The organism is Endozoicomonas sp. 2B-B, from assembly GCF_053470045.1.
The window spans coordinates 4,495,322-4,518,579 of the sequence record NZ_JBLZMU010000001.1; the positions used below are offsets into that span (position 1 = coordinate 4,495,322).

A 23,258-nucleotide genomic window follows, 5' to 3' on the forward strand; every position below is an offset into this window, starting at 1 on the left:
TTTTCCTTATTACCGCCCCGAAAAACAAGGACGTTCAAAATGGATGAAAGAGATTAGAATCAATTTTGAAATAAAAGTTCAAAACAGGGTCTTAAAAAGTTTCTGTATTTCAGCACATGCAGAATGGCGCCCCTTTTACTTCTGAAAGCAAACAGTCAAGCATTCATCGACAGTTTATAAATGATCACACAGCTATCGTTAAGAGGTGCCACCAGATGGTGGCCACTGGCGCTAAGGCGATTTATTTGGGTCGATTCTTTATGTCTATGGGTAACCATGGCTTTTTCTACCCAGGATCCAAAAGTATCCTGACCATAGATTTTTGCCTTACCATCGGAACTGGTGGTCACCACAAGGCACCCATCGGCGCTGAAGATGGCTGATTTGACATCACCCTGATGGGAAATAGTGGCCTTTTCGACCCAGGATCCGTCAGTCTTCAGACCGTAGATTTTCGCCGTGCGATCGAGACTGGCTGTCACCAGATGGCGGCCATCGGGGCTGAAGATGGCTGAGAGGACACGGTCATTATGGCGGATAGTGCGCTTTTGTTCCCATGATCCGTCACCCCTCTGACCGTAGATTTTTGCAGTCTTGTCCCAACTGGCGGTTACCACATGGCGGCCATTGGGGCTAAAGACGGCTGAGTTGACATAGCAATCATGGGCAATGATGACTTCTTCTTGCCATGACCCATCATCCTTTTGACCACAGATTTTTGCCGTTTTATCGCAACTGGCCGTTGCCAAATGTCGGCTATCGGCACTAAAGGTCGCCTCGACGTTGCCATCATGTTCAATGGAGGCTTCTGTTCCCCATGATCCGTAAACGATTTTCACCTTGTGATCGACACCGACAGTCACAACATGGCAGTTATCGGGGCTGAAGTCGGCTGATATGATACTAGCGTCATGGAAAATGGTGACTTCTTCTTCCCAGGATCCATCGTCCTTCTGCCCATAGATTTTTGCAGACTTGTCCAAACTGGCGGTCACCAAATGGCGACTATCGGCACTGAAGGTGGCTGAGACAACCCATTCATCATGGGAAATAGTGAGTTTTTCTTCCCATGTCCCATCGTCTCCCTGAACACAAATTTTCGCCGTGTTATCGCGGCTGGCGGTCACTAAATGGTGGCCATCGGCACTGAAGACAAGATCGGAGCAATCGTTATCGTGGGAAATGGCGAGTTTCTGTGCCCATATCCCATCGACTTGACCATAGATTTTCACCCTATAATCAAAAGTGGCGATCGCCAGGTGGCGGCCATCGTCGCATAAGATGGCCAATTCAACATTGTCTTCGTGGGGAATGAAGATTTCTCTTTCCCATGATCCATTGGCCCTTTGGCCGTAGATTTTCACGCCATCGCCTCCCTCGGTCATCAGGCGGCTGCCATCGGCACTGAAGGTGACTGAATACACACCGATTTCATGGGTAATCTCGACTTCTCCGACTGCATTATAGGTTTTGCATTCAGACATCAGCCGGGCTTTGGTGAAATAAAAGAGAGCGGGAAAATAAACTTTCTCTCGATCATTTACGAGTGATTCAACGAACGCTTCATCCCTGGTAAACGGTCGCAGCCAATGACGGAGTTGTTCTTTAGTCTTTGTAGCAAGGATTTTCTTTAATTGATCCTGGTGTGGTATAGGAAACCGGCGGTACCAGGCCCTTTCCAGTGCATGATCGTTTTTAACAGCCCAGTTAAAGTAATTACAAACCTGCTGTAAGCGGGTAACATCTCGAAACTCCAACAAACCAATAATTTTATTGGTTGTTTCAATAGGTAAATCGAAAAATAAAGATTTTTTCGTTTTTCTCTTATCAGGTATAGCGACGGACCTGCCTGCGCTGACACCGGATAATCCCTCCCCCTCCGGTTGATCACGATTAGTTGACGGCGAGAGTGAACCAAACCTGGTGGATTTATTATCGGTAGCTTCCAAACCTTGTGACTCCTGGTAAGCATTTTCCCCGGATTAAAAAGGGCGTTAAAAATTAAGTCAGCAAATCAGACTCGGTTTTTAAATAAAAGTTCATGACATTGTCTTAAGTGCCATTAAAGTTCAGCGCATGCACAATGGCGTCCCTTTTATTTGTAACGTCCCGAAATTGTCCCCTACAGGGCGGGCTTATGGATCCTGGAAAAGCAGTGAACGTATACTTCTTCAACAGCTGGTCAACGGGTGCAAAAGAACGGGTAGTCATTACATGGTGACTGTCAGCGCTAAAAGTGGCTGAGTCAATCGAACCATTCTCTGTAATGATGGCTTTTTTGACCCATGATCCATCAATTTCCTGACCATAGATTTTTGCTGTTCGATCTTTACTGGCGGTCACCACATGACGGCCATCAGGGCTAAAGGCGACTGAGTTGACCGAAGAGGTATGGAAAATGGTGACTTCTTCCCACCATGATCCATCGGCCTTTAAACCATAGATTTTTGCCGTTCCATCTATACTGGCGGTCACCACACTGCGTCCATCGGCGCTGAAGATCGCTGACTTGATAAAGTCATCATGGGAAATGGTGGCTTTTTCTTCCCATACAGCATCAACCTTCAGACCACAGATTTTCACCATGTGATCGTTACTGATGGTAATTACATAGCAGCCATTGGGGCTGAAGGTGGCTGAGGTGACCTCGTGATCGTGGTTAACGGTAACTTCTTCTTCCCATGACCCGCCCGTCTTGAGACCAAAGATTTTCGCTGTGTAATCGTTACTGGTGGTCACCACTTTGCAACCATCAGCACTGAAAGTGACCGAGTTGACCCAGGTATCGTGGGAAATGATAGCTTTTTCTTCCCATGATCCATCGTCCTTCAAACAGTGAATTTTGGCCATAAAATCATCGCCGACGGTCACCAGATGGCGGTTATCGGGGCTAAAGGTGGCTAAAGAGACCCAACCAGTATGGGAAATGATGGCTACTTCTCCCCATGACCCATCGACCTTCAGACCATAAATTTTTGCCGTGTTATCGCAACTAACGGTCACCAGATGGTGGCTATCTGCACTGAAACAGGCTGAGTTGATCCAATCGTTGTGGGAAATGGTGAGTTTTTGTTGCCATGAGCCATCGCCGCTCTGACCATAGACTTTTGCCGTGTTATCGTTACTGGCGGTTACCAGATAGCAGACATCCGGGCTGAAAGAGGCTGAGTTGATGTATTCATCATGAGCAATGGTGGCTTTTTCTTCCCATGAACCACCGGCTTTCTGACCGTGGATTTTCACCTTTTTAGCCAAACTGCTGAGGGTCACCACATGGCTACCGTCTTCACTGAAGGTGACTGAGTCGATCCAGTCATCATGGGAAATGGTCACTTTTCCTAGCCATGACCCATCGACCTCCTGACCATATATTTGTACCTTTTTATGATCACAGTCGAAGAACGCTACCAAATGGCGGCCATCCGCGCTGATGGTTTCTGAAATGACCCAATTATTTGAAATGGTGTCTTTTGTACCTAAATTAAATGTTTTACATCGAGACATAAGTCCAGTTCTGGTGAAATGGAACAAAGCAGAAAAATAAACGCTCTTACGGCTTTTTATGAGTGATTCAATTAACGTTTCATCCTTCGTAAATGGTCGCAGCCAACTACGAAGTTGTTCTTTATCATTGGCAGGAAGGATTTTCTTAAGTTGATATTGATGTAAAGAAGGAAACCTTTCATACCATGCCTTTGCCAGAGAATGATCGCTTTTAATAACCCTGTTTATTTGAGTCGATACCTGTTGTAAACGGGCAACATCCCGAAGTTCCAACAAGCGAATAATTTTGATGGTTAATTCCTCGGGCAAATCGTGCAATAAAACTGTTTTCTTAATTTCTCTGTCAGGTATAGTGACGGATCTAGCCACACTGACACCAGGTGACTCTCCCTCTAATCGCGCGAGCTTGGTTGGAGTCGAGGAGGAACCGACTATGCCTGATTTATTAACATCATAAAGCATATCTGGTTTTTCCAAAGTTAGTAACGCCGCAAAAACAAGGACGCTCAAAGTTGATGAAGTAGCTTAGAATCGATTTTGAAATAAAAGTTCAAAAAATGCTCTTAAAAAGTTTCTGTATTTCAATACATGCAGAATGACGCCCCTTTTATTTGTCACAGCACACAGACAATCATTTATTTTTCTGTAGTTTAATAATTCGCACCTTATTATCGTACGAATTGGTCACAAGGTGATGTCCATCGACGCTGAATTTGGCTGATTTGATCGGACGTTTGCCAGAGATGATGACTTTTTCGACCCATGACCCATTCTTCCTGAGACCATAGACTTTTGCCGCTCCATCTTCACTGGTAGTCAGCACTTGGCAGCCATCGGCGCTGAAGCTGACTGAATCGACCAGAGATTCATGGAAAATGGTGGTTTTTTCGACCCATGATCCGTCAGCCTTCTGACCACAGATTTTCGCCTTGCCGTCTTTACTGGCGGTCACCACATGACGGCTATCGGGGCTGAAGATGGCTGAGGTAACAGCTTTATCATGGCAAATGGTGAGCTTATTTTCCCATGATTCATCATCGTCCCTCAGACTAAAGATTTTTGCGGTCTTATCGTGACTGGCGGTCACTACATGGTGGTCATCAGGGCTAAAGATGGCCGACTCGATACAACGATCGTGGAAAATGGTGGCTTCTTGTTCCCACGAGCCATTGTCCTTCCGACGAAAAATTTTTGCTGTGCCGTCTCCGCTGCCGGTCACCACGCGGCGAGAATCGCCGCTGAAGTTGGCTGAGTAGACCCATTTATCATGCAAAATGCAGACTTCTTTTTCCCATTGACCATCAGCCTTCTGGCTATGGATTTTTACCTTCTTGCCATCGCCTGCAGTCACCACAAGACGGCTATCGTTGCTAAAGCTGGCCTGGTAGATATGATCTTTATGAGAAATGGTAGCTTCTTCCTGCCATGATCCATCGGTCTTCAGACCACAGATTTTCGCCTTTTTATCCGAACTGACGGTCATTACATGACGGCAATCGGCACTGAAGGTGGTCAGGAAGACCATATGATCATGCAAAATGGTCAGTTTTTCTTCCCAGGATCCATCGTCATTCTGACTGCAAATTTTCGCAGTTTGATCCCAACTGCCGACCACCAGCAGGTGACGACTATCGGGACTGATGGCAACTGTGCTGATCGAATCATTATGGAAAATAGTGTGTTTATGTACACATGACCCATCAGCCTTCAGATCATGGATTTTTGCCTGATTATCCCATCCGGCGGTCACTACCTGGCAGCTATCGGGGCTGAAGATGGCTGAGTTGACATAGCCATCATGGGAAATAATGGCTTTTTCTACCCATGATCCATTGGTCTTCTGACTATAAATTTTCGCCGTATTATCGTAGCTGGCTGTCACAATGTGGGAACCATCAGGGCTGACGCGGATTGACGCGAGCAAGTCATCATGGTTAATAATCGCTTTTGTAACTGTTTTAAATGTTTTACATTCAGACATCAGTCGAGCTTTGGTGAAATAAAACAGAGCAGGAAAATAAGAAATCTTTCGTTTCTTTATAAGTGAGTTGACTAATGCTTTATTACTTGTAAAGGGCTGCAGCGGTAGCCAAAGACAAAGTTGTTTTTTATCCTCTACAGAAAGGATTGTCTTTAATTTATCTTGATCTTGAGCAGTAAACCGCTGATACCATGCTTTCTCCAAAGCATGATCATTTTTAATAACCCTGTTAAAGTAAGTACTGACCTTCCGTAAACGTACAATATCCCGAAACTCCAGCAAGCGAATAATTTTGATGGTTAACTCCTCGGGCAAATCGAGCAATGAAGCTGTTTCCTTTAATTCTTTGTCAGCTGCAACGATGGACCTGCGAGCACCAAAATCAGATCGTTCTCCGCCGAACCGTGCCACCTTGGTTGAGGGCAATGGCGAACCGGTCATGCCTGAGTTGCTAGTCTTGATATCCATATCTGGTTTCTCCTTAATGAGTCCCCCCCTCGATTAACAAGGACTTTTTAAATTGATGGAGTAAATTAGAGTCGGGTGCGAAATAAAAGTTCAAAACAGGGTCTTACGTACAATTAACGAAGTTTCTGTCTTTCGCCGCATGCAGAATGGCGTCCCTTTTATTTGCCACAGTCAACGATCAATTATTGCTTGAATCCAACTTCATTCTTAACTTATTAATTCGCACTATGTGATCGCTAGTGATCGTCACCACGTAGTCGCCACCAGCCATAAAGCCGACTCTTGTGATCCAATCATTATGGGAAATAATAACTTTTTCGCTCCATGATCCATCAATTTCCTGACCATAGATCCTTGCTGTTCTATCTTTGTGGGTGGTCAGCACTAAGCGGCCATCGGGGCTGAAGATAGCTGGGTTATACGGATTATCACGGGAAATGATGGCTTTTTCGACCCATGATCCATCAACCTTCTTGCCAGATATTTTCTTGGTACCATCTCTGCATCTGGTTAACACATGGCAACCATCCGGGCTGAAGATGGCTGAGATAATATTGCTATCATGGGAAATGGTGAGTTTTTCTTCCCAAGATCCACCGTCCTTCTGGCCGCAGATTTTCGCCTTGTTAAGACTGATGGTCACCACATGGCGGCCATTGTGGCTAAAAGTGGCTGATCTGACGCCGCAATCATGGGAAATTGAGGCTTCCTCTTCCCATGAGCCATCGGTCTTCTGACCGAAGATTTTCGCAGTGTCATCGTCACTGGCCGTCACCACTCGGCAACCATCGGCGCTAAAGGTGGCTGAGTTGACCAATCGTTTATGGGAAATGGTGACTTTTTCTACCCATGATCCATCGACCTTCTGGCCATGGATTTTCGCCTTGCAATGACCACTGAGGGTCAACACGTGGCGGTCATCAGCACTAAAAATGGCCGACTTGAGAAAGTCATGATGGCGAATGGTGGTTTGTTCTTCCCATGAGCCATCGGTCTTCTGACAATAGATTTTCGCGGTTTTATCATAGTTGGCCGTCAACAGTAAGCGACCATCGGCGCTGAAGGTGGCTGCTTTGATCAATGAGTTGCAGATAGTGACTTTTTCTGACCATGATCCATCGTCTTCCTGACTATAGATTTTTACCCCCTTTCCGAAAACATCAGTCACCAAATGACTACCATCGGCACTTAAGACGGCAAATTGGAACCAATCATCATGGGAAATGGTGAGCTTTTCTTTCCATGATCCATCGTCTCCCTGACCAAAGATTTTCAACCTATCATCTCTGTAATTGCCAAACACCAAATGGCTGCCATCGGCACTAAAGCTGGCTAATCTGATATCGTCTCCATGGAAACAGGAGAGCGTACACTGCCATGACCCATTAACCTTCTGACTAATGATCTTCACCTCACCATCTCTACTGGCGGTCAACAAATGGCGACCATCGACGCTGCAGGTGTCAAAGTACACATGGCTATGATGAGCAAAGACAGCCTCTGTAACTAAATAATACTTTTTGTATTGAGACATCAGTCGAGCTTTGGTGAAATGGCAGAGAGCAGGAAAATAAGCTCTCTCTCGCTGTTCTACAAGTGAATTGACTAACGCTTGATCCTTCGTAAACGGTCGCAACCAATTACAGAGTTGCTCTTTATCCTTTATAGGAAGAATCTTCTTTAATTGATATTGATGTGGTGAAGAAAGCCGACGATACCATGCCTTTTCCAGAGCATAATCGTTTTTAATGACATTGTTAAAGTGAGTACAAACTTGCTGTAAGCGGGTAACATCTCGAAACTCCAGCAAACGAATAATTTTGATTGTTATTTCGAAAGGAAAATAGAGCAATAAAGATTTTTTGTTTTTTTCTTTTTCAGGTATAGTGACGGTTCTATCCGCACTAATACCAGATAGTTCTTCCCCCAACTGAGTGCGATTGGTTAACAGCGAGAGCGAACCGGCCATACTGGATTTATTATTCGTAGGATCCAAATCTGATTTCTCCTTTGTTAATATTCTTCCTGTAAAAAGATCATTAAAGATTGATACGGTTGATCAGACTCGGTTTTGAAGTAAAAGTTCATTAGAGGGTCTTAAGTGCAACTAATAAACTTTCAGTCTTTCAGCACAGTTAGGATTGAGTCCCTTTTATTTGCCACAGTCAACCATCATTCACTCGTCCGCAGTTTATTAATTCGCACTTCATTATCGCTGCTGATGGTCAATACATGGTTACCATCGGCGCTGAAAGTGGCTGATTTGATCGAGCGTTTGTGGGAAAGTATGGCTTTTACGACCCATGATCCATCAGTGTGCTGGCCAATAATTCTCGCCGTGCAGTCATCACTGGCTGTGACCACATGGCGACCATCAGGGCTAAAGGTGGCAGTGTTGACAGAATGATTATGGTAAAAGGTACGTTTTTCTTCCCATAATTCGCCCTTCAGGCCGAAGATTCTCACGGTGCCATCGTTACTGGCGGTCAGCAAATGACGATCATCAGGGCTGAAGGTGGCAGAGTTGACACTGCCATCATGGGAAATGGTGACATTTTCTTTCCATGATCCATTGGCCTGCCGACTGTGAATTTTGACCTTGTCATTTCTACCGACGGTCACCACATGGTGGCCATTGGCCGTTAACCTGGCTGATTCGACCCAGTGATTATGGGTAATGGTGGCTTCATGTTCCCATAATCCATCAGTCTTCTCACCATAGATTTGCGCCGTGTTATCAACACTTGCCGTCGCCACACGGTGGCCATCAACGCTGAAAGTAGCTGAATTCAAACGGTAATCATGGAAGATGGTCACTTTTTCTAACCATGATCCGTTCTCTTCCAGATGGTGGATTTTCGCCTTGTAATCACCACCGACGGTCACCGCATGGCGGCCATTGGCAGAGAAGGTGGCTGATAAGACCCAGTGATCATGGGTAATGGAGGCTTCTTCTTGCCATGAACCATCAGTCTTCTCACCATAAATTTTTGCCGTGTTATCAAAACTGGCAGTGATCAAATGACGACTATCCGAGCTGAATGCGACAGATGTGACCCAATTATTATGGGAAAGGATGAGTTTTTCTTCCCATAATCCATCATCCTCCTGGCTAATAATTTTTGCCGTGAAGTCGTCGCTGCAAGTTACCAAATGGCGACCATCAGGACTGAAGGAGGCTAAGCCGATAAAACCATTATGGGAAAGGGTGAGTTTATGCAACCATACCCCACCGACTTCCTGACCATAGATTTTCGACGTGTTATCCACACTGACGGTCACCACATGGTGGCCATCGGCACTGAATGTGGCTGAGGTGACGTGACCATGGTGGGAAATGACGGCTTCTTTTACCCATAATCGCTTATTATCATTCTGACCATAGATTTTCGCCTTTCTGTCGTTACTGGCGGTCACCAGATGACGGCTATCGGCGCTGAAGTTGGCTGATCTGATACGGTTACGGTTGGCAATGGTTGCTTTATTCTCTAAATCAAATGTTTTACATCGAGACATCAGTCCAGCTCTGGTGAAATAGAACAAAGCAGGAAAATAAACTTTCTTTCGGTATTTTATGAGTGATTCGACTAACGCTTCATCCTCCGTAAACGGCCTCAGCCAAAGACGAAGTTGTTTTTTATCTTCTGAAGGAAGGCTCGTCTTTAATTGATATTGGTGTGGCAAAGAAAACCTCTGATACCATGCCTTTGCAAGGGCATGGTTGTCTTTAATAACCCTGTGTAAATGGGTAGATACCTGTTGCAAACGGGCAATATCCCTGAGCTCCAACAAGCGAATAATTTTGAGGGTTAATTCCTCGGGCAAATCGTGCAATGAGGGTGTTTTTTTTATTTCTTTTTCAGCGACAGCGACAGACCTGCCCACACTGTAACCCGATAGTTCTAATGCCGATCGCGCAAACTTGATTGTGGGCGAGGAATAACCGACCATGCTGGATTTATTATTTGCAGCATCCATCACTGATTTTCCCTGAATTAGAGTAACCGACGATTGATAAGGAGGCTCAAAATTGATGAAGCAAATTAGAGTCGGTTTTGAAATAAAAGTTCAAAAAGTAGTGTCCTGAGTTTCTGTCTTTGAGTACATGCAGAATGGCGCCCCGTTTATTTATCACAGCAAAGAATCATTCACTCATCCATAGTTTAATAATTCGCACTTTATTATACCTACTGATAGTCAATACATGGTTACCATCGGCGCTGAAAGTGGCTGATATGATCGGTCATTTATGGGAAAGGATGGCTTTTACGACCCATGATCCATCAGTGTGCTGGCCAATGATTCTCGCAGTGCAATCGTCACTGGCAGTTACCACATGGCGGCCATCAGGGCTAAAGGTGGCTGAGTTGACAGAATCATTGTGGTAAAAGGTACGTTTTTCTTCCCAAGATCCGTCCTTCAGGCCGAAGATTCTCACCGCGCCATCGTTGCTGGCGGTTAGCAGATGGCGGTCATCAGGGCTGAAGGTGGCTGAGTTGACAGTGCCATCATGGGAAATGGTGACATTTTCTTTCCATGATCCATTGTCCTGCTGGCTATGGATTTTGACCTTCTTATCTTCACTGGCGGTCACCACATGGCAGACATCAGAACTGAAGGCGGCTGAAGTGACCCAGTAAACATGGGAAATAGTAGCTTCTCGTTCCCATGAGCCATCAGTCTTCTCACCATAGATTTTCGCCGTGTTATCCAAACTGGCCGTCACCAAATGATGGCCATCGTCGCTGAAGGTAGCTGACTGCACAAAGTCATCATGGGAAATGGTCACTTTTTCTAACCATGATCCATTCTCTTCCAGGTGGTGGATTTTCGCCTTGCGATCATCACCGACGGTCACCGCATAGCTACCATCAGCACTAAAGGTGGCTGATCTGATCCAATGATCATGGGAGATGGTGACTTTTTCTTCCCATGATCCATCGTCCCGCAGGTGGAGGATTTTCGCAGTGTGATCGGCACTGACGGTCAACACATGACGGCTATCGGCGCTGAAGGTGGCATAGTTGACCCAATCATTATGGGATAGGGTGAGCTTTTCTTCCCAGGATCCATCATCCTTCTGGCTAATTAATTTTGCTGTGTGGTCGTCACTGGCGGTTATCAAATGCTGACCATCTGGGCTGAAAGAGGCTGAATTGATGTAACCATTATGGGAAATGGTGAGTTTATGTACCCATGCCCCATCAACTCCCTGACCATAGATTTTCGACGTATGATCGAAACTGAGAGTCACCACATGACGGCTATCGACACTGAAGGTGGCTGAGTTGACATCAAAATTGTGAGCAATAGTTGCTTTTTCTACCCATTTTCCCTTGTCATTCTGGCTATAGATTTTCGCCTTTCTGTCGTCACTGGCAGTCACCACATGACGACTATCGGCGCTGAAGTTGGCTGATCTGACAATATCACGATGGGCAATGGTCGTTTTTTTCTCTGAATTAAATATTTTACATTGAGACATAAGTCCAGTTTTGGCGAAATGAAACAAAGCAGGAAAATAAGCTTTCTTTCGGTATTTTATGAGCGATTCGACTAACGCTTCATCCTCCGTAAACGGCCTCAGCCAAAGACGGAGTTGTTTTTTATCTTCTGCAGGAAGGCTTGTTTTTAATTGATATTGGTGAGGTGAAGAAAACCGCTGAAACCATGCCTTTGCCAGAGCATGATTGTCGTTAATTACCCTGTGTAAGTGAGTCGATACCTGTTGCAAGCGGACAATATCCCGAAGTTCCAACAAACGAATAATTTTGAAGGTTAATTCCTCGGGCAAATCGTGCAATGAGAGTGATTTCTTTATTTCTTTTTCAATGACGGCGATAGACCTGCCCGCTCCGTCACCAGAGGGTTCTCCGCCCGATCGTGCAAGCTTGGTTGGAGGCAAGGAAGATCCAACGACGCCGGAGTTGTTATTTGCGCTATGCATACCTGATTTTCCCTGGACTAGTCTTGCCGTCGATAAACAAGGAGGTTCAAAATTGATGGAGAAAATTAGAGTTGGATTTGAAATAAAAGTTCAAAACATGGACTTAAAAGTTTCTGTCTTTAAGCACATGCAGAATGGCGCCCCTTTTATTTGTCACAGGAAACCATCACTCACTCATCCGTAGTTTAATAATTCGCACTTTATTATCCCTACTGATAGTTAATACATGGTTACCATCGGCGCTGAAAGTGGCTGATTTGATTGAACGTTTATGAGAAAGGATGGCTTTTACGACCCATGATCCATCAGTTTGCTGGCCAATGATTCTCACCGTGCAGTCATCACTGGCGGTTACCACATGGCAACCATCGGGGCTAAAGGTGGCAGAGTTGACCCAATCATTACAGAAAAAGGTGCGTTTCTCTTCCCATGATCCATTGATCTTAAGGCCACAGATTTTCACCGTGCCATCCATACTGGCGGTCACCACATGGCGGTCATCAGGGCTGAAGGTGGCTGAGTTGATCCAATCATTATGGGGCAGGGTGAGCTTTTCTACCCATGATCCATTGACCTGCCGGTTATGGATTTTGACCTTGTAATCTCTACCGACAGTCACCACATGGCGGCCATTGCCAGTTAAGTTGGCTGATGTAACCCAGTGATTATGGGAAATAATGGCTTCTTGTTCCCATGAGCCATCAGTCTTCTCACCATAGATTTTCGCCGTGTTATCCAAACTGGCCGTCACCAGATGATGGCCATTGACGCTGAAGGTAGCTGACTCCACGTAGTTATCATGGGAAATGGTCACTTTTTCTAACCATGATCCATTCTCTTCCAGATGGTGGATTTTCACCTTGTGATCATCACCGGCGGTTAGCGCATGGCTACCATCAGCGCTAAAAGCGACTAACTGGATCCAGTAATCATGGATAATGAAGGCTTCTTCCTCCCATGATCCATCAGTCCTCTCACCATAAATTTTCGCCGTGTTATCGAAACTGCCGGTCATCACACGACGGCTGTCAGAGCTGAATGTGACAGAGTCGACCCGGTCATTATGGGAAATGATGAGCTTTTCTTCCCATGATCCATCATCCTTCTGGCTAATAATTTTTGCCGTGCGGTCGATACTGCCGGTTATCAAGTGCAGACCATCCGGGCTGAAAGAGGCTGAGATGACGAAACCATTATGGGAAATGGTGAGTTTATGTACCCATGACCCACCGACTCCCTGCCCATAGATTTTCGCCGTGCGATCCTTACTGATCGTCAACACGTGGCGGCCATCGGCACTGAATATGGCTGAGTTGACGTGACCATCGTGGGAAATGGTGGCTTCTTTTACCCATAATCGCTTATTGTCATTCTGGCCATAGATTATCGCCTTTTTGTCGTTACTGGCGGTCACCACATGACGGCTATCCGCGCTGAAGTTGGCCGATCTGACACGGTCATAGTGGGCAATGGTAGCTTTTTTCTCTAAATCAAATATTTTACATTGAGACATTAGCCCAGTTTTGGCGAAATAAAACAAAGCAGGAAAATAAACTTTCTTTCGGCATTTTATGAGTGATTCGACTAACGCTTCATCCTTCGTAAACGGCCTCAACCAAAGACGGAGTTGTTTTTTATCTTCTGCAGGAAGGCTTGTCTTTAATTGATATTGGTGCGGTAAAGAAAACCGCTGAAACCATGCCTTTGCCAGAACATGATTATCTTTAATTACCCTGTGTAAGTGTGTCGACACCTGTTGCAAGCGGACAATATCCCGAAGTTCCAACAAACGAATAATTTTGATGGTTAATTCCTCGGGCAAATCGTGCAATGAGGCTGTTTTCTGTATTTCTTTGTCGGGTACAGCGATGGATCTAACTTTACTGACACCTGATGATTTTCCCTCCAATCGAGCGTAACCATCTGACAGCAAGACTGAACCGGCTACGCCGGATTCACTATTCATAGAATCCAAACCTGGTTTCTCCTATGTTAGAACTTTCAATCAATTAAAAAAGAGCTTTCAAAACTGATGCAATTAATAAGTACTCAGCCATACGGAATCGAATATTTCTGGCTTATTGGGCAGGTGCTCTGCAAGGCGCAACGACGGGAACATAGCAAGCTATGTGACCAGAGTTGCAACGCATCACGACTGCATGGATGCAGGAGCTAGAGCAACGCAGGAGCAGTTGCCGCGAGTGCCTGAACAATGAGTCAGAAAATATGATTTCGTATGGTTGAGTACTTAAGAGTAGATTTCGAAATAAAAGTTCATTAATTGGAGTTAAGTGCTGATTGCCATTCTCCCCCACCTGAATCGAGGCTGTCGCAAAATTCTGGCTCCCATGTTTCAGCGTGGGAACCGGGTTTTGGAACACCGTATTCAGATGGAGAAGGATGTTAAATTCTTCATGATTACCCGGAAACGGTCAACTGGAGTGGAAGAGCGGTAAGAAAAGACGGAAAAGGCTCTATATCAGAATGCATACTCCTGTTCTGAAAAGGCTTGCAATCGATGCAGACGAATGACTAAGAATCATGAGTTGCAATAATCGATTCTATCGTGCTGTTGGGCGAATCAAGGCTTTGAAGGCTCATAAGTACAGTTCAATTATGGTTTTGTGAGTTAAATTATTGTAGTCGTTTATTTTGACTGTTTGATTCATTTTTTTGGTCTTATACTTCATCATTTTTACTGAATAACTTTGGTGAGATGACATTGTGTGTCTTTTAAAACCTATGCAGTCGTTTTTCAACGCTTTATTGAGTTTGCCGCTATTACCAAAGTAAAAGTTTGAGCCGTTGCGGTGAATCTTAAGCAAGATGAATTATAAATTAGTTTCTAATTTATAAAATTTTTGCGTGACCAGACTTTTTCTATTTTTGATTTATCTCCTTATTTATTATTTATTCTTTATTCTTCGCTTCGAAAGGCTGGGGATAAGGCCCAATAACTACTAAAAATCGAGATAAGGACGCAAACGGTGAACTTGATTCAGGTGCTTTGCTATTCCAGGTATCCAATGCTACTTTTTCATCGTAATGTAAATTTGAGACCACTTTAGTATGAGACTCACAAATACGATTTTAGTGTTATTAATATGTTTACTTCCTTGTTATTCAAGGGCAACAGTCCTCTCAACTGCTACTCGCCTCATCTCATTGAATGACAAAGCTTTAACAATATCATTTAAAAAAATCGAAGCTAGCCATACAATGCTTTTGAATGCTTTTGAATGCTTTTGAATGCTTTTGAATGCTTTTGAATCATCCAGGCTTTCAACAATGATTGTGTCAGTTAGAATGATGAGAGCAGTGCTTTTAAGTGAAGGTCAAACTAACCCGACAGATCCGAAAGATATATTTAGGGCAATTATGGAACTTGGTAGAAGCCGGCGTTGGCAATACTCCGTCTAATCTTTTAAGTACTTTTGCTAGCGATTCTCCATTGACCGGGCCAGGTGGTGTACTTGATACAACTCTTCAGGGTTTGCAAGAAAACAAAGGTTTGAATGAAGACTTAAAGAAGGTCTTGCTCATGGCTTCGTACGCGGTTGCAGCCAATTACGGAGTTATTCTTTATCCTCTGTAGGAAGGCTTGTCTTTTTGTCTTTCACAACCAGAATGGCGCCCCTTTTATTTATCACAGTAATCAATCATTCACTCATCCGTAGTTTATTAATTCGCACTCTATTATCACTACTGAAAGTCAATACATGGTTACCATCGGCGCTGAAAGTGGCTAATTCGATCGAACAATCATGGGAAAGGATGGCTTTTACGACCCATGATCCATCAATCTCCTGACCATGAATCTTTGCCGTTCCATCTAAATGGGTAGTAAGCAAATGGCGGCCATCGGTACTGAAAACGGCTGGGCGAAAAGAATCTCTATAGCAAATGATGGCTTTTTCGACCCATGATCCATCAGCCTTCTTGCCAGAGATTTTGCTGGTACCATACTTACAGCAGCTTAGGACATGGCAACCATCGGGGCTGAAGATGACTGAGATAATATTTTTATCATGGAAAATAGTGAGCTTTTCTTCCCATGATCCATCGTCCTTATGACCGTAGATTTTCACCGTGTTATTACAATCGGTGGTCACCACATGGCGGCCGTTAGGGCTAAAGCTGGCTGAGTTGACCCAGTGATCATGGAAAATATTAGCTTCTTCTTCCCATGCTCCATCGGTCTTCAGACCATAGATTTTCACCGTATTATCCTCACTGGCCGTTACCACTCGGTAACCATCGGTGCTGAAAGTGGCCGAGTTGATCAGTCGGTCATGGGGAATGGTGACTTTATCTACCCATAACCCATTGAGCTTCTGGCTGAGAATTTTTACCTTGTAATCTCGACTGACAGTCAACAGATGCTGATCATCAGCACTAAAGATGGCGGATTCGACAAATTCATCATGGGGAATAGTGGTTTCTTCTTCCCATGAACCATCATTCTTCTGAACATAGATTTTCGCAGTTTTATCAACACTGGCCGTCACCACTCGGCGACTATCGGCGCTAAAGGTGATTGAGGCGATTGTCAGATTATGGGCAAGAGTCAGTTTTTCTACCCATGATCCATCGACTTCCTGACCATAGATTTTCGCCGCAGTAAAGTTACTGGCAACCACCAAATGACGACCATCGGCGCTGAAGGTGGCTAAGTAGGACCAACTGCAATGTGAATGGGAAATGGTGAGTTTTTCTTCCCATCGCCCATCATCACCCTGACTACAGATTTTCGCCGTTTTATCCACACTGACGGTCACCAAGTGCTTGCCATTGGCACTAAAGACGGCTGATATGAGACCGTTTTCATGGGAAAGGGTGAGTCTTTGCTCCCAAGACCCATCGCCCTTCTGAGCAATGATTTTCACCTCGCCATTTATACTGCTGGTGACCCAATGGCGGCCATCGGTGCTAAAGTCGATTAGGTTCGGACTGCCATTATGAGCAATGACAGCTTCTGTATCCAAATAATACTTTTTGTATTGAGACATCAGTCTAGCTTTGGTGAAATAGAACAAAGCAGGAAAATAAACTTTCTCCCGGTGATTGATGAGTGATTCAACTAACGCTTCATCTTTCGTAAAGGGTCGCAGCCAATTACGGAGTTGTTCTTTATCCTTTGTCGGAAGGATTTTCTTTAATTGATCCTGGTGTGGTAAAGAAAACCGGCGATACCATGCCTTTTCCAAGGTATGATTGTCTTTAATAAGACTGTTAAAGTGAGAAGATACCTGTTGTAAACCGATAATATCCCGAAACTCCAACAAACGAAAAATTTTGATTTGTAATTCTTCGGGCAAAGAGTGCAATGAAACTGTTTTCTCAATGTCCTTACCAGGTAGAGCAATGGATCTGCTCGCACTAACACCCGACGACTCTCTCTCTATTGGAGTGTTCACAGGCTGTAGCGAGAGTGAAGCGACTGTGCTGGAAATGTTAGCGTTAGAGTCCATGCTGGGTTTCTCCTGAGTTACTACCTCCCCGTTTAAAGAGGGCATTCAAAATTGATGCTGTAAATTGGATTCGATTTTGAAATAAAAGTTCCATTAAAAAACTCAAAATACAATCACCACACATCCCAAAGAAAAATCAGGAAATCTACTTTCAAGAAGCTTATCATCCAACAGCACAGTTTTTTCCAATAAAGAATACAAGGAAACACAATACAAAGATTCTGCCCTTACATACGAAAAAGTTGTCTACGCTCATTCAACCATCAATCCTTCTTGCGTAGTTCAGTGATTCTCACCTTGTTATCTCGACTGACGGTCACCACATTGCGGCTATCAGCGCTGAAGCTGGCTGCGGTGAATTCTGTCTTTTTTTGAATGGCGGCTTTTTGCAGCCATGAGCCATTGGCCTGCAGGCCATAAATTGTTACGACACCATCGATACTGGCGGTCACCACATGGCAAGCATCGGCACTGAAGCTGGCCGAGAGAACCTTATCCTGGTGGACAATGTTGGCTTTTAGTTTCCATGATCCATCGGTCTGCAGGCTACTGATTTTCGCCGTGCCATCATCACTGACGGTCACCACATGCTGGCAATCGGCACTGAAGTTTGCAGAGGAGACCTTGTTATCGTGGACAATGCAGGCTTTTTCTTTCCATGATCCAGCATTCTGGCTATGGATTTTCGCCTTATGATCGTCACTGGCAGTCACCACATGGAGGCAGTCCGCGCTGAAATTGGCTGATTTGACCCAGAAATCATGTTTGATTGTGCCCATTTTTTTCCACGATCCATCAGCCTGTAGGTCACAGATTATCGCTGTGCTAGCAAAAGTGATGATGACCAGATGGCAGCTATCGGCACTGAACTGGGCCGGGCCGACTCCGCCCTGCTCTGTTTGAATGCTAGATGTTACTGCCCATAATCCAGCAGCTGACTGACCAAGGATTTCAATAACGAAACTCGCAGGATTGAAAATTATCATGTGATGGCCATCAGGGCTAAGTAGGGTCGAGTAGGTCGTATCTTTATGAAAAGCGTCCTCTAGTTCCCATGATCCATTGTTCCCCCGACCAGTGATTTTCACCGAATCACCAAGAGCGGCAGTCACTACGCGGCGACCGTCACCAATAAAGGTGGCTGAAAGGAGGAGATTATTATGGGTAATGATGGCTTTTTCTTCCCATGAGCCATCGTCCTCGAGACCATAGATTTTCGCTGTTTGATCGTGACTGGCGGTTATCAGATAGCGGCCATCGGGGCTAAAAATGGCTGATTTGACCCATTCATTATGTGTAATAATGGCTTTTTGTTTCCACGAGCCATCATCCTCCAGACCATAGATTTTCGCTGTTTCATCGCGACTGGCGGTTGCCAGATGCTGGCCATCCGGGCTGAAATTGGCTTCAAGGACACTATCACCATGGGTAATTTCCAGTTTTTCCACTAACTCGAATTTTTTACATAGAGACATCAGTTTACTGTTGGTGAAAAGTAACTGAGTAGGAAAATGAATATTCTTTTGTTGTTTTATGAGCGGCTCAATGGTCTCCTTATTTGCAAACGGCTTCAACCAATCACGGAGTTGATGCTAACCTTTTGTCTTAATAGTGGTCTTCAGTTGATATTGGTGTGATGAAGGAAAACGGCGATTCCATGCTCTTTCCAGCGCTTTATTTTTTTTAACACGATGACGAAAATATCTGCATACCTTTGCTAAACGAATAACATCACGTAAACCCAGACAGCGAATAATTTTTGAATGTATCAATTCGGGCAACTCAAAGAATGGAGAGTTATTGTTGTGATCCAGAGTAACCTCCCTGCTTTCACTGACACCCGTTGCTGCTTCTTCCCGTTGGGTTTGCTCAAATGTTCGCGAGACTGGTTCGTGTATGCTGAAATTGCTCTTAATAGGGTACATTCCTGATTTTCCCACAGCTCCAAAGTCATTATTTATCCTCCCTTAGAAAGGACATTTAAAATTAATTAAATCTGTTAGAGTGGGGTTTATAACGGAAGTTCAAAATATTGAGGTCATTGAAACCAGGGAAAAGAAGAGTTCTGAACTGTGAAAATGATAGAAAAAAGCTCTTTCATTGAGAGGCCACTATAAAATTGTCATTGGGCCTCGATATAACCTCTGGTTCACAGTTCTTTGGAACCGTTTGATGACCTTTTCTTCGACACACTGCCTCAAAAAAGAAAAATTGTATTTTTCATCAACGAAAACAGCCAGTTAGAAGCATTTTGGCTACATGAACCCCCAACAGTCGGCGATACCTCCATTAGAACGAAACCTCCTGTATGCCCGGTTAGGAACTTTTTCTTGTGGAAATAGTCAAAGATATGAAATTAACCAATAAGATAAGTGAGGTACAACATGAATAACATCAGCAATGGCACACAGCCCAAATGCGCTATGCCTGAGAATAAAGCCCATACTTCGGAATCAACGTCTCCAGCTAATAATGCAAACTTTAAGGGACACCAACTTCAAGCTACAAAGTCATCTCGGCGAGTAGAAGCTGCTCTTCAAGGTAAGTGCAGTATTTGCCTGGATCTTTTCACCAATACTGAAATCAAACCATTATCCTTGTTGCCATGCTTCCATGTGTACCACTCAGAATGCCTTACTAAAACATTAAACAAAAAGTCCTGTCCTGATTGCAGGGATCTTGCCAGTCCTTCAACGATTAAAATTTACGATAATAGCACATCATTAAGAGAAAATTTGCCACTGGAATGCGCTGATAACCTTTGTTCTGTGGTAGGTGACAATGCCTCCATTAGCTCCGGCAAGAAAGCGCTCTGCCCTTATCCTCTTGCAACTTTCCCATATCAAGCGGCAGAAAACTTTCTGGAGAACAACCATGCTCCAATTATTGAATGGCTCCGTGAGTCATTTGCTGAAAAAAAGTACAAAACCGCTCATGTGCATTATGATGAAAAACATTGCGTAACAGACCAATTCGTACACCTTCACGAGAAACCAGCGATTGCCCTTTCTGTGCAGCTCAAACCCAACCAGCCCGAGATAGAATTGTCCTATTGGGCTGAAGATATTAACAAAGCGAAAACTCCGGAAGCTGCTTTCAAAAATCTTCTGGAAGACATGCGAACCGATTTGTTATTTCTCAGCCTGAGAAACACGCATCCAGCCATTTTTGACCTAAGCACAGATCTATACATCTTCCATCATGATTTATGGAGATACAACGCTATTTTCATCAATGACGAACATAACTCCGTGCCTCTTCGCACCATTTTCGATCCATCTACTAAATCTTTTAGCTGGGATAGATTGAAACAGGAGCTGGAAAAAAAGGGTTTTGAATATAAGAAGTTATTCGAAACAACCCCTTCTGAAAAATTTTTAGCTTTTAATCAATTTTCTCGGATGGGAGCTTATGAGAGGCCGGAGGTTGATTCTTTTGACGATTTTCATTCCAATAGCCGGGGGGGAACTGCGGTCTCAGATTGTATCACGCCCAGCTATCAACGTCCTGTTAGTGAAAGCAGGTCAGAAATTCCCTCTGGGGAGTTGGATACCGATAGTTTCTTATTCTGATCTGAAGAAGCTTAAGTACTCAACCGGGCGACACTCAATCACCACGAATTAACTCAGGTGATTAGGTGTATTAGTCAAGCATCAATACGTTTGTACTTAATTCGATGGGAACCAGCAAAATCTTCACCTAAATGGTTCACCTAAAGGCACGCATTTACCGCCGTGGTATTTCGGGATAATGCCCAATTGCTATTTTTATATGACGACTCATCACATTGGGCGAAGCACCAAAGCACTGAACATCACATTGATTAGAAAATCTCTTAAAATCATCAATATTAATCAGTGCTCCATGAGAGAGGAAGCTGGTTTGAAGATCGTCGCCGGTAATGTGTGCAGCCAAATCTGGTTCCGAGAGAAGGATTGTTCTGTGCATGAGTGTAGCGTTAGGGTCATAAAAAATAACCTTCATGCATCCATCCTGTTTCTTTAATCTCAAGGCCATTGCGTGGTCAATTGTGCCATCGTTTTGTGAACGAAAATAAAAGTTCTTTTCAGCGCCAGCCGACATATTCCAATATTTTTTTACCAGCCCTGTAAGAGCCTCAGAAAACTTTCCCTCAAGGAAATAATATCCATCAGCAAATATTCCATATTTAGAATAGTCTACTACTTCGTATGGAAAATTAGATGTATTTGCAAAGGTTGACTGTATTTTTTCTGGGGTATTTATTCTTTCAAAAGTATCTTTCCCACGGCCAAATACATTTTTGCCGTAAGCCCAGGCAAAATGTCGGCAGACTATTTTTTCTCCAGGTGCTCTAATGTCATTATCAGAACGGCAGACTTGATCATTGAGGTTTTTTCGAAACCAGGAATTATCAGAGTTATACATAGGAATTGGAACGATAGAACCATACTGTTTGAAAACAAGTTTAACCTGAAGACTTCGCCCTTTTTCATGCAGTTGTTTTATCTTGTTGGCAACATAGCAAGTTGATCTCTGGCAGGCTGACGGGATGTTAATGTTGTAAGCACTTAATGGTTTGTGGAGTGCTTTAGTAAACCATGCATCAGGGTGTTCTTTCATCAGCTTTGTGGTGAGACAACGCAAAGCACTGACAGAATAACCACCAAAACATGCCTTAATGCCATTAACAAGGGATGTTATGGCCCTGACTGGCAGTAAGGATTTTGAATGACTGTGCCATGAATGTGAAAGTGCCGACTGAACACCAAGATTTATTTGATCCATTAGCTGTTGCTGTTATCCTTTTTTTAATTAACCATAAGTACTCAACCATTACCTGCAGGGTGATCTATCTAAAGACACGCATTTGCCATCGTGCTATTTCGGGATAATGCCCAGGTGCTAAAACTATATGATGACTCATCACTTTGGGTGAGGCACCAAAGCACTGAGTATCACATTCATCAGGAAATTCCTTACCATCATCAATATTAATCAGTGCTCCATGAGAAAGGAGACTGGCTTGAAGATCTTCGCCGGTAATGTGCGCAGCCAAATCTGGTTCCGAGAGAAGGATTGTTCTGTGCATGAGTGTAGCGTTAGGGTCGTAAAAAATAACCTTCATGCATCCATCCTGCTTCTTTAATCTCAAGGCCATTGCGTGTTCAAATGCTCCATCGCCTCGTGAATGAAAATAAAAGTTCTTTTCTTTGCCAGCCGACATATTCCAATACTTTTTTACCAGCCCTGCAAGAGCCTCAGAAAACTTTCCCTCAAGGAAATAATATCCATCAGCAAATATTCCATATTGATAATAGTCTGCAGCTTCGTATGGAAAATTAGATGTATTTGCAAAGGTTGACTGTATTTTTTCTGTGGTATTTATTCTTTCAAAAGTATCTTTCCCACGGCCAAATACATTTTTGGCATAAGCCCAGGCAAAATGTCGACAGACTATTTTTTCTCCAGGTGCTATTTTGTCATTGTCAGAGCGGCAGACTTCACCATTAAGGTTTTTTGGAAACGAGCAATTATCAGAGTTATACATGGGAATTGTAACGATAGAACCATCCTGCTTGAAAACGAGTTTAACCTCAAGACTTCGCCCTATTTCATGCAGTTGTTTTATCTTGTTGAAAACATAGCAAGTTGATCTCTCGCAGGCCAGCGGAATGTTAATGTTATAAGCACTTAATGGTTTTTGGAGTGCTTCAGTAAACCATGCATCAGGGTATTCTTTCATCAGCTTTGTGGTGAAACCCAAAGCACTGACAGAATAACCACCAAAACATGCCTTAATGCCATTAACAAGGGATGTTATGGCCCTGACTGGCATCCAGGAGTCTGAATGTCTGTGCCAGGAATGTGAAAGTGCCGACTGAACATCTAGTTGGATTTGATCCAT

Annotated in this window: 13 protein-coding genes; 1 reads left to right on the top strand and 12 read right to left on the bottom strand. The window is 43.9% G+C overall.

The annotated features are described in order from the left end of the window. Positions 1–155: 155 nt before the first annotated feature. The 10 genes from ACOMHB_RS17505 to ACOMHB_RS17550 form a co-directional block, all read right to left on the bottom strand. A complete protein-coding gene (locus ACOMHB_RS17505) occupies positions 156–1,949 on the bottom strand; it encodes a WD40 repeat domain-containing protein (RefSeq protein ID WP_448217590.1) in 1,794 nt (597 codons plus the stop codon). A 103-nt stretch (positions 1,950–2,052) separates the two neighbouring features. Continuing rightward, complete coding sequence (locus ACOMHB_RS17510; RefSeq protein ID WP_448217591.1) at positions 2,053–3,873, bottom strand: F-box/WD repeat-containing protein; 1,821 nt, start codon at positions 3,871–3,873, stop codon at positions 2,053–2,055. Between the two features lie 262 nt (positions 3,874–4,135). Then, positions 4,136–5,953: an F-box/WD repeat-containing protein gene (locus ACOMHB_RS17515; protein ID WP_448217592.1), complete on the bottom strand. Its 1,818-nt coding sequence runs from the start codon at positions 5,951–5,953 to the stop codon at positions 4,136–4,138. Positions 5,954–6,131: 178 nt separating this feature from the next. Then, the gene (locus tag ACOMHB_RS17520; protein WP_448217593.1) at positions 6,132–7,949 is read right to left on the bottom strand and encodes an F-box/WD repeat-containing protein; all 1,818 of its coding nucleotides are present in this window, start codon (positions 7,947–7,949) and stop codon (positions 6,132–6,134) included. Positions 7,950–8,125: 176 nt separating this feature from the next. Continuing rightward, entirely contained in the window at positions 8,126–9,931 is a 1,806-nt protein-coding gene (locus tag ACOMHB_RS17525; protein WP_448217594.1) for an F-box/WD repeat-containing protein, read from the bottom strand. 265 nt (positions 9,932–10,196) lie between these two features. Continuing rightward, positions 10,197–11,900, bottom strand: a complete 1,704-nt coding sequence (locus tag ACOMHB_RS17530; RefSeq protein ID WP_448217595.1) for an F-box/WD repeat-containing protein — start codon at positions 11,898–11,900, stop codon at positions 10,197–10,199. Positions 11,901–12,066: 166 nt separating this feature from the next. Continuing rightward, a complete protein-coding gene (locus ACOMHB_RS17535; RefSeq protein WP_448218650.1) occupies positions 12,067–13,866 on the bottom strand; it encodes an F-box/WD repeat-containing protein in 1,800 nt (599 codons plus the stop codon). Between the two features lie 1,693 nt (positions 13,867–15,559). After that, the gene (locus ACOMHB_RS17540) at positions 15,560–17,371 is read right to left on the bottom strand and encodes an F-box/WD repeat-containing protein (RefSeq protein ID WP_448217596.1); all 1,812 of its coding nucleotides are present in this window, start codon (positions 17,369–17,371) and stop codon (positions 15,560–15,562) included. A gap of 263 nt (positions 17,372–17,634) precedes the next feature. Beyond that, a complete protein-coding gene (locus tag ACOMHB_RS17545) occupies positions 17,635–18,846 on the bottom strand; it encodes a WD40 repeat domain-containing protein (protein ID WP_448217597.1) in 1,212 nt (403 codons plus the stop codon). 117 nt (positions 18,847–18,963) lie between these two features. Next, complete coding sequence (locus ACOMHB_RS17550; protein ID WP_448217598.1) at positions 18,964–19,296, bottom strand: F-box protein; 333 nt, start codon at positions 19,294–19,296, stop codon at positions 18,964–18,966. Positions 19,297–19,755: 459 nt separating this feature from the next. On the opposite strand from ACOMHB_RS17550, the gene ACOMHB_RS17555 reads away from it, so the two are divergent. Next, entirely contained in the window at positions 19,756–20,943 is a 1,188-nt protein-coding gene (locus ACOMHB_RS17555; protein ID WP_448217599.1) for an RING finger protein, read from the top strand. A gap of 154 nt (positions 20,944–21,097) precedes the next feature. Here ACOMHB_RS17555 and ACOMHB_RS17560 read toward each other — a convergent pair whose 3' ends face one another. Then, complete coding sequence (locus tag ACOMHB_RS17560; protein ID WP_448217600.1) at positions 21,098–22,138, bottom strand: ShET2/EspL2 family type III secretion system effector toxin; 1,041 nt, start codon at positions 22,136–22,138, stop codon at positions 21,098–21,100. A 64-nt stretch (positions 22,139–22,202) separates the two neighbouring features. Next, positions 22,203–23,258 (bottom strand): ShET2/EspL2 family type III secretion system effector toxin, encoded by a 1,056-nt coding sequence (locus tag ACOMHB_RS17565; protein ID WP_448217601.1) that lies wholly within the window; start codon positions 23,256–23,258, stop codon positions 22,203–22,205.

What these genes read in the sequence shown, in the direction of transcription:
- ACOMHB_RS17515 (WP_448217592.1), bottom strand. Translation starts at nt 5,953, where the DNA reads ATGGATATCAAGACTAGCAACTCAGGCATGACCGGTTCGCCATTGCCC.
- ACOMHB_RS17525 (WP_448217594.1), bottom strand. Translation starts at nt 9,931, where the DNA reads ATGGATGCTGCAAATAATAAATCCAGCATGGTCGGTTATTCCTCGCCC.
- ACOMHB_RS17530 (WP_448217595.1), bottom strand. Translation starts at nt 11,900, where the DNA reads ATGCATAGCGCAAATAACAACTCCGGCGTCGTTGGATCTTCCTTGCCT.
- ACOMHB_RS17535 (WP_448218650.1), bottom strand. Translation starts at nt 13,866, where the DNA reads ATGAATAGTGAATCCGGCGTAGCCGGTTCAGTCTTGCTGTCAGATGGT.
- ACOMHB_RS17540 (WP_448217596.1), bottom strand. Translation starts at nt 17,371, where the DNA reads ATGGACTCTAACGCTAACATTTCCAGCACAGTCGCTTCACTCTCGCTA.
- ACOMHB_RS17545 (WP_448217597.1), bottom strand. Translation starts at nt 18,846, where the DNA reads ATGTCTCTATGTAAAAAATTCGAGTTAGTGGAAAAACTGGAAATTACC.
- ACOMHB_RS17550 (WP_448217598.1), bottom strand. Translation starts at nt 19,296, where the DNA reads ATGTACCCTATTAAGAGCAATTTCAGCATACACGAACCAGTCTCGCGA.
- ACOMHB_RS17555 (WP_448217599.1), top strand. Translation starts at nt 19,756, where the DNA reads ATGAATAACATCAGCAATGGCACACAGCCCAAATGCGCTATGCCTGAG.
- ACOMHB_RS17560 (WP_448217600.1), bottom strand. Translation starts at nt 22,138, where the DNA reads ATGGATCAAATAAATCTTGGTGTTCAGTCGGCACTTTCACATTCATGG.
- ACOMHB_RS17565 (WP_448217601.1), bottom strand. Translation starts at nt 23,258, where the DNA reads ATGGATCAAATCCAACTAGATGTTCAGTCGGCACTTTCACATTCCTGG.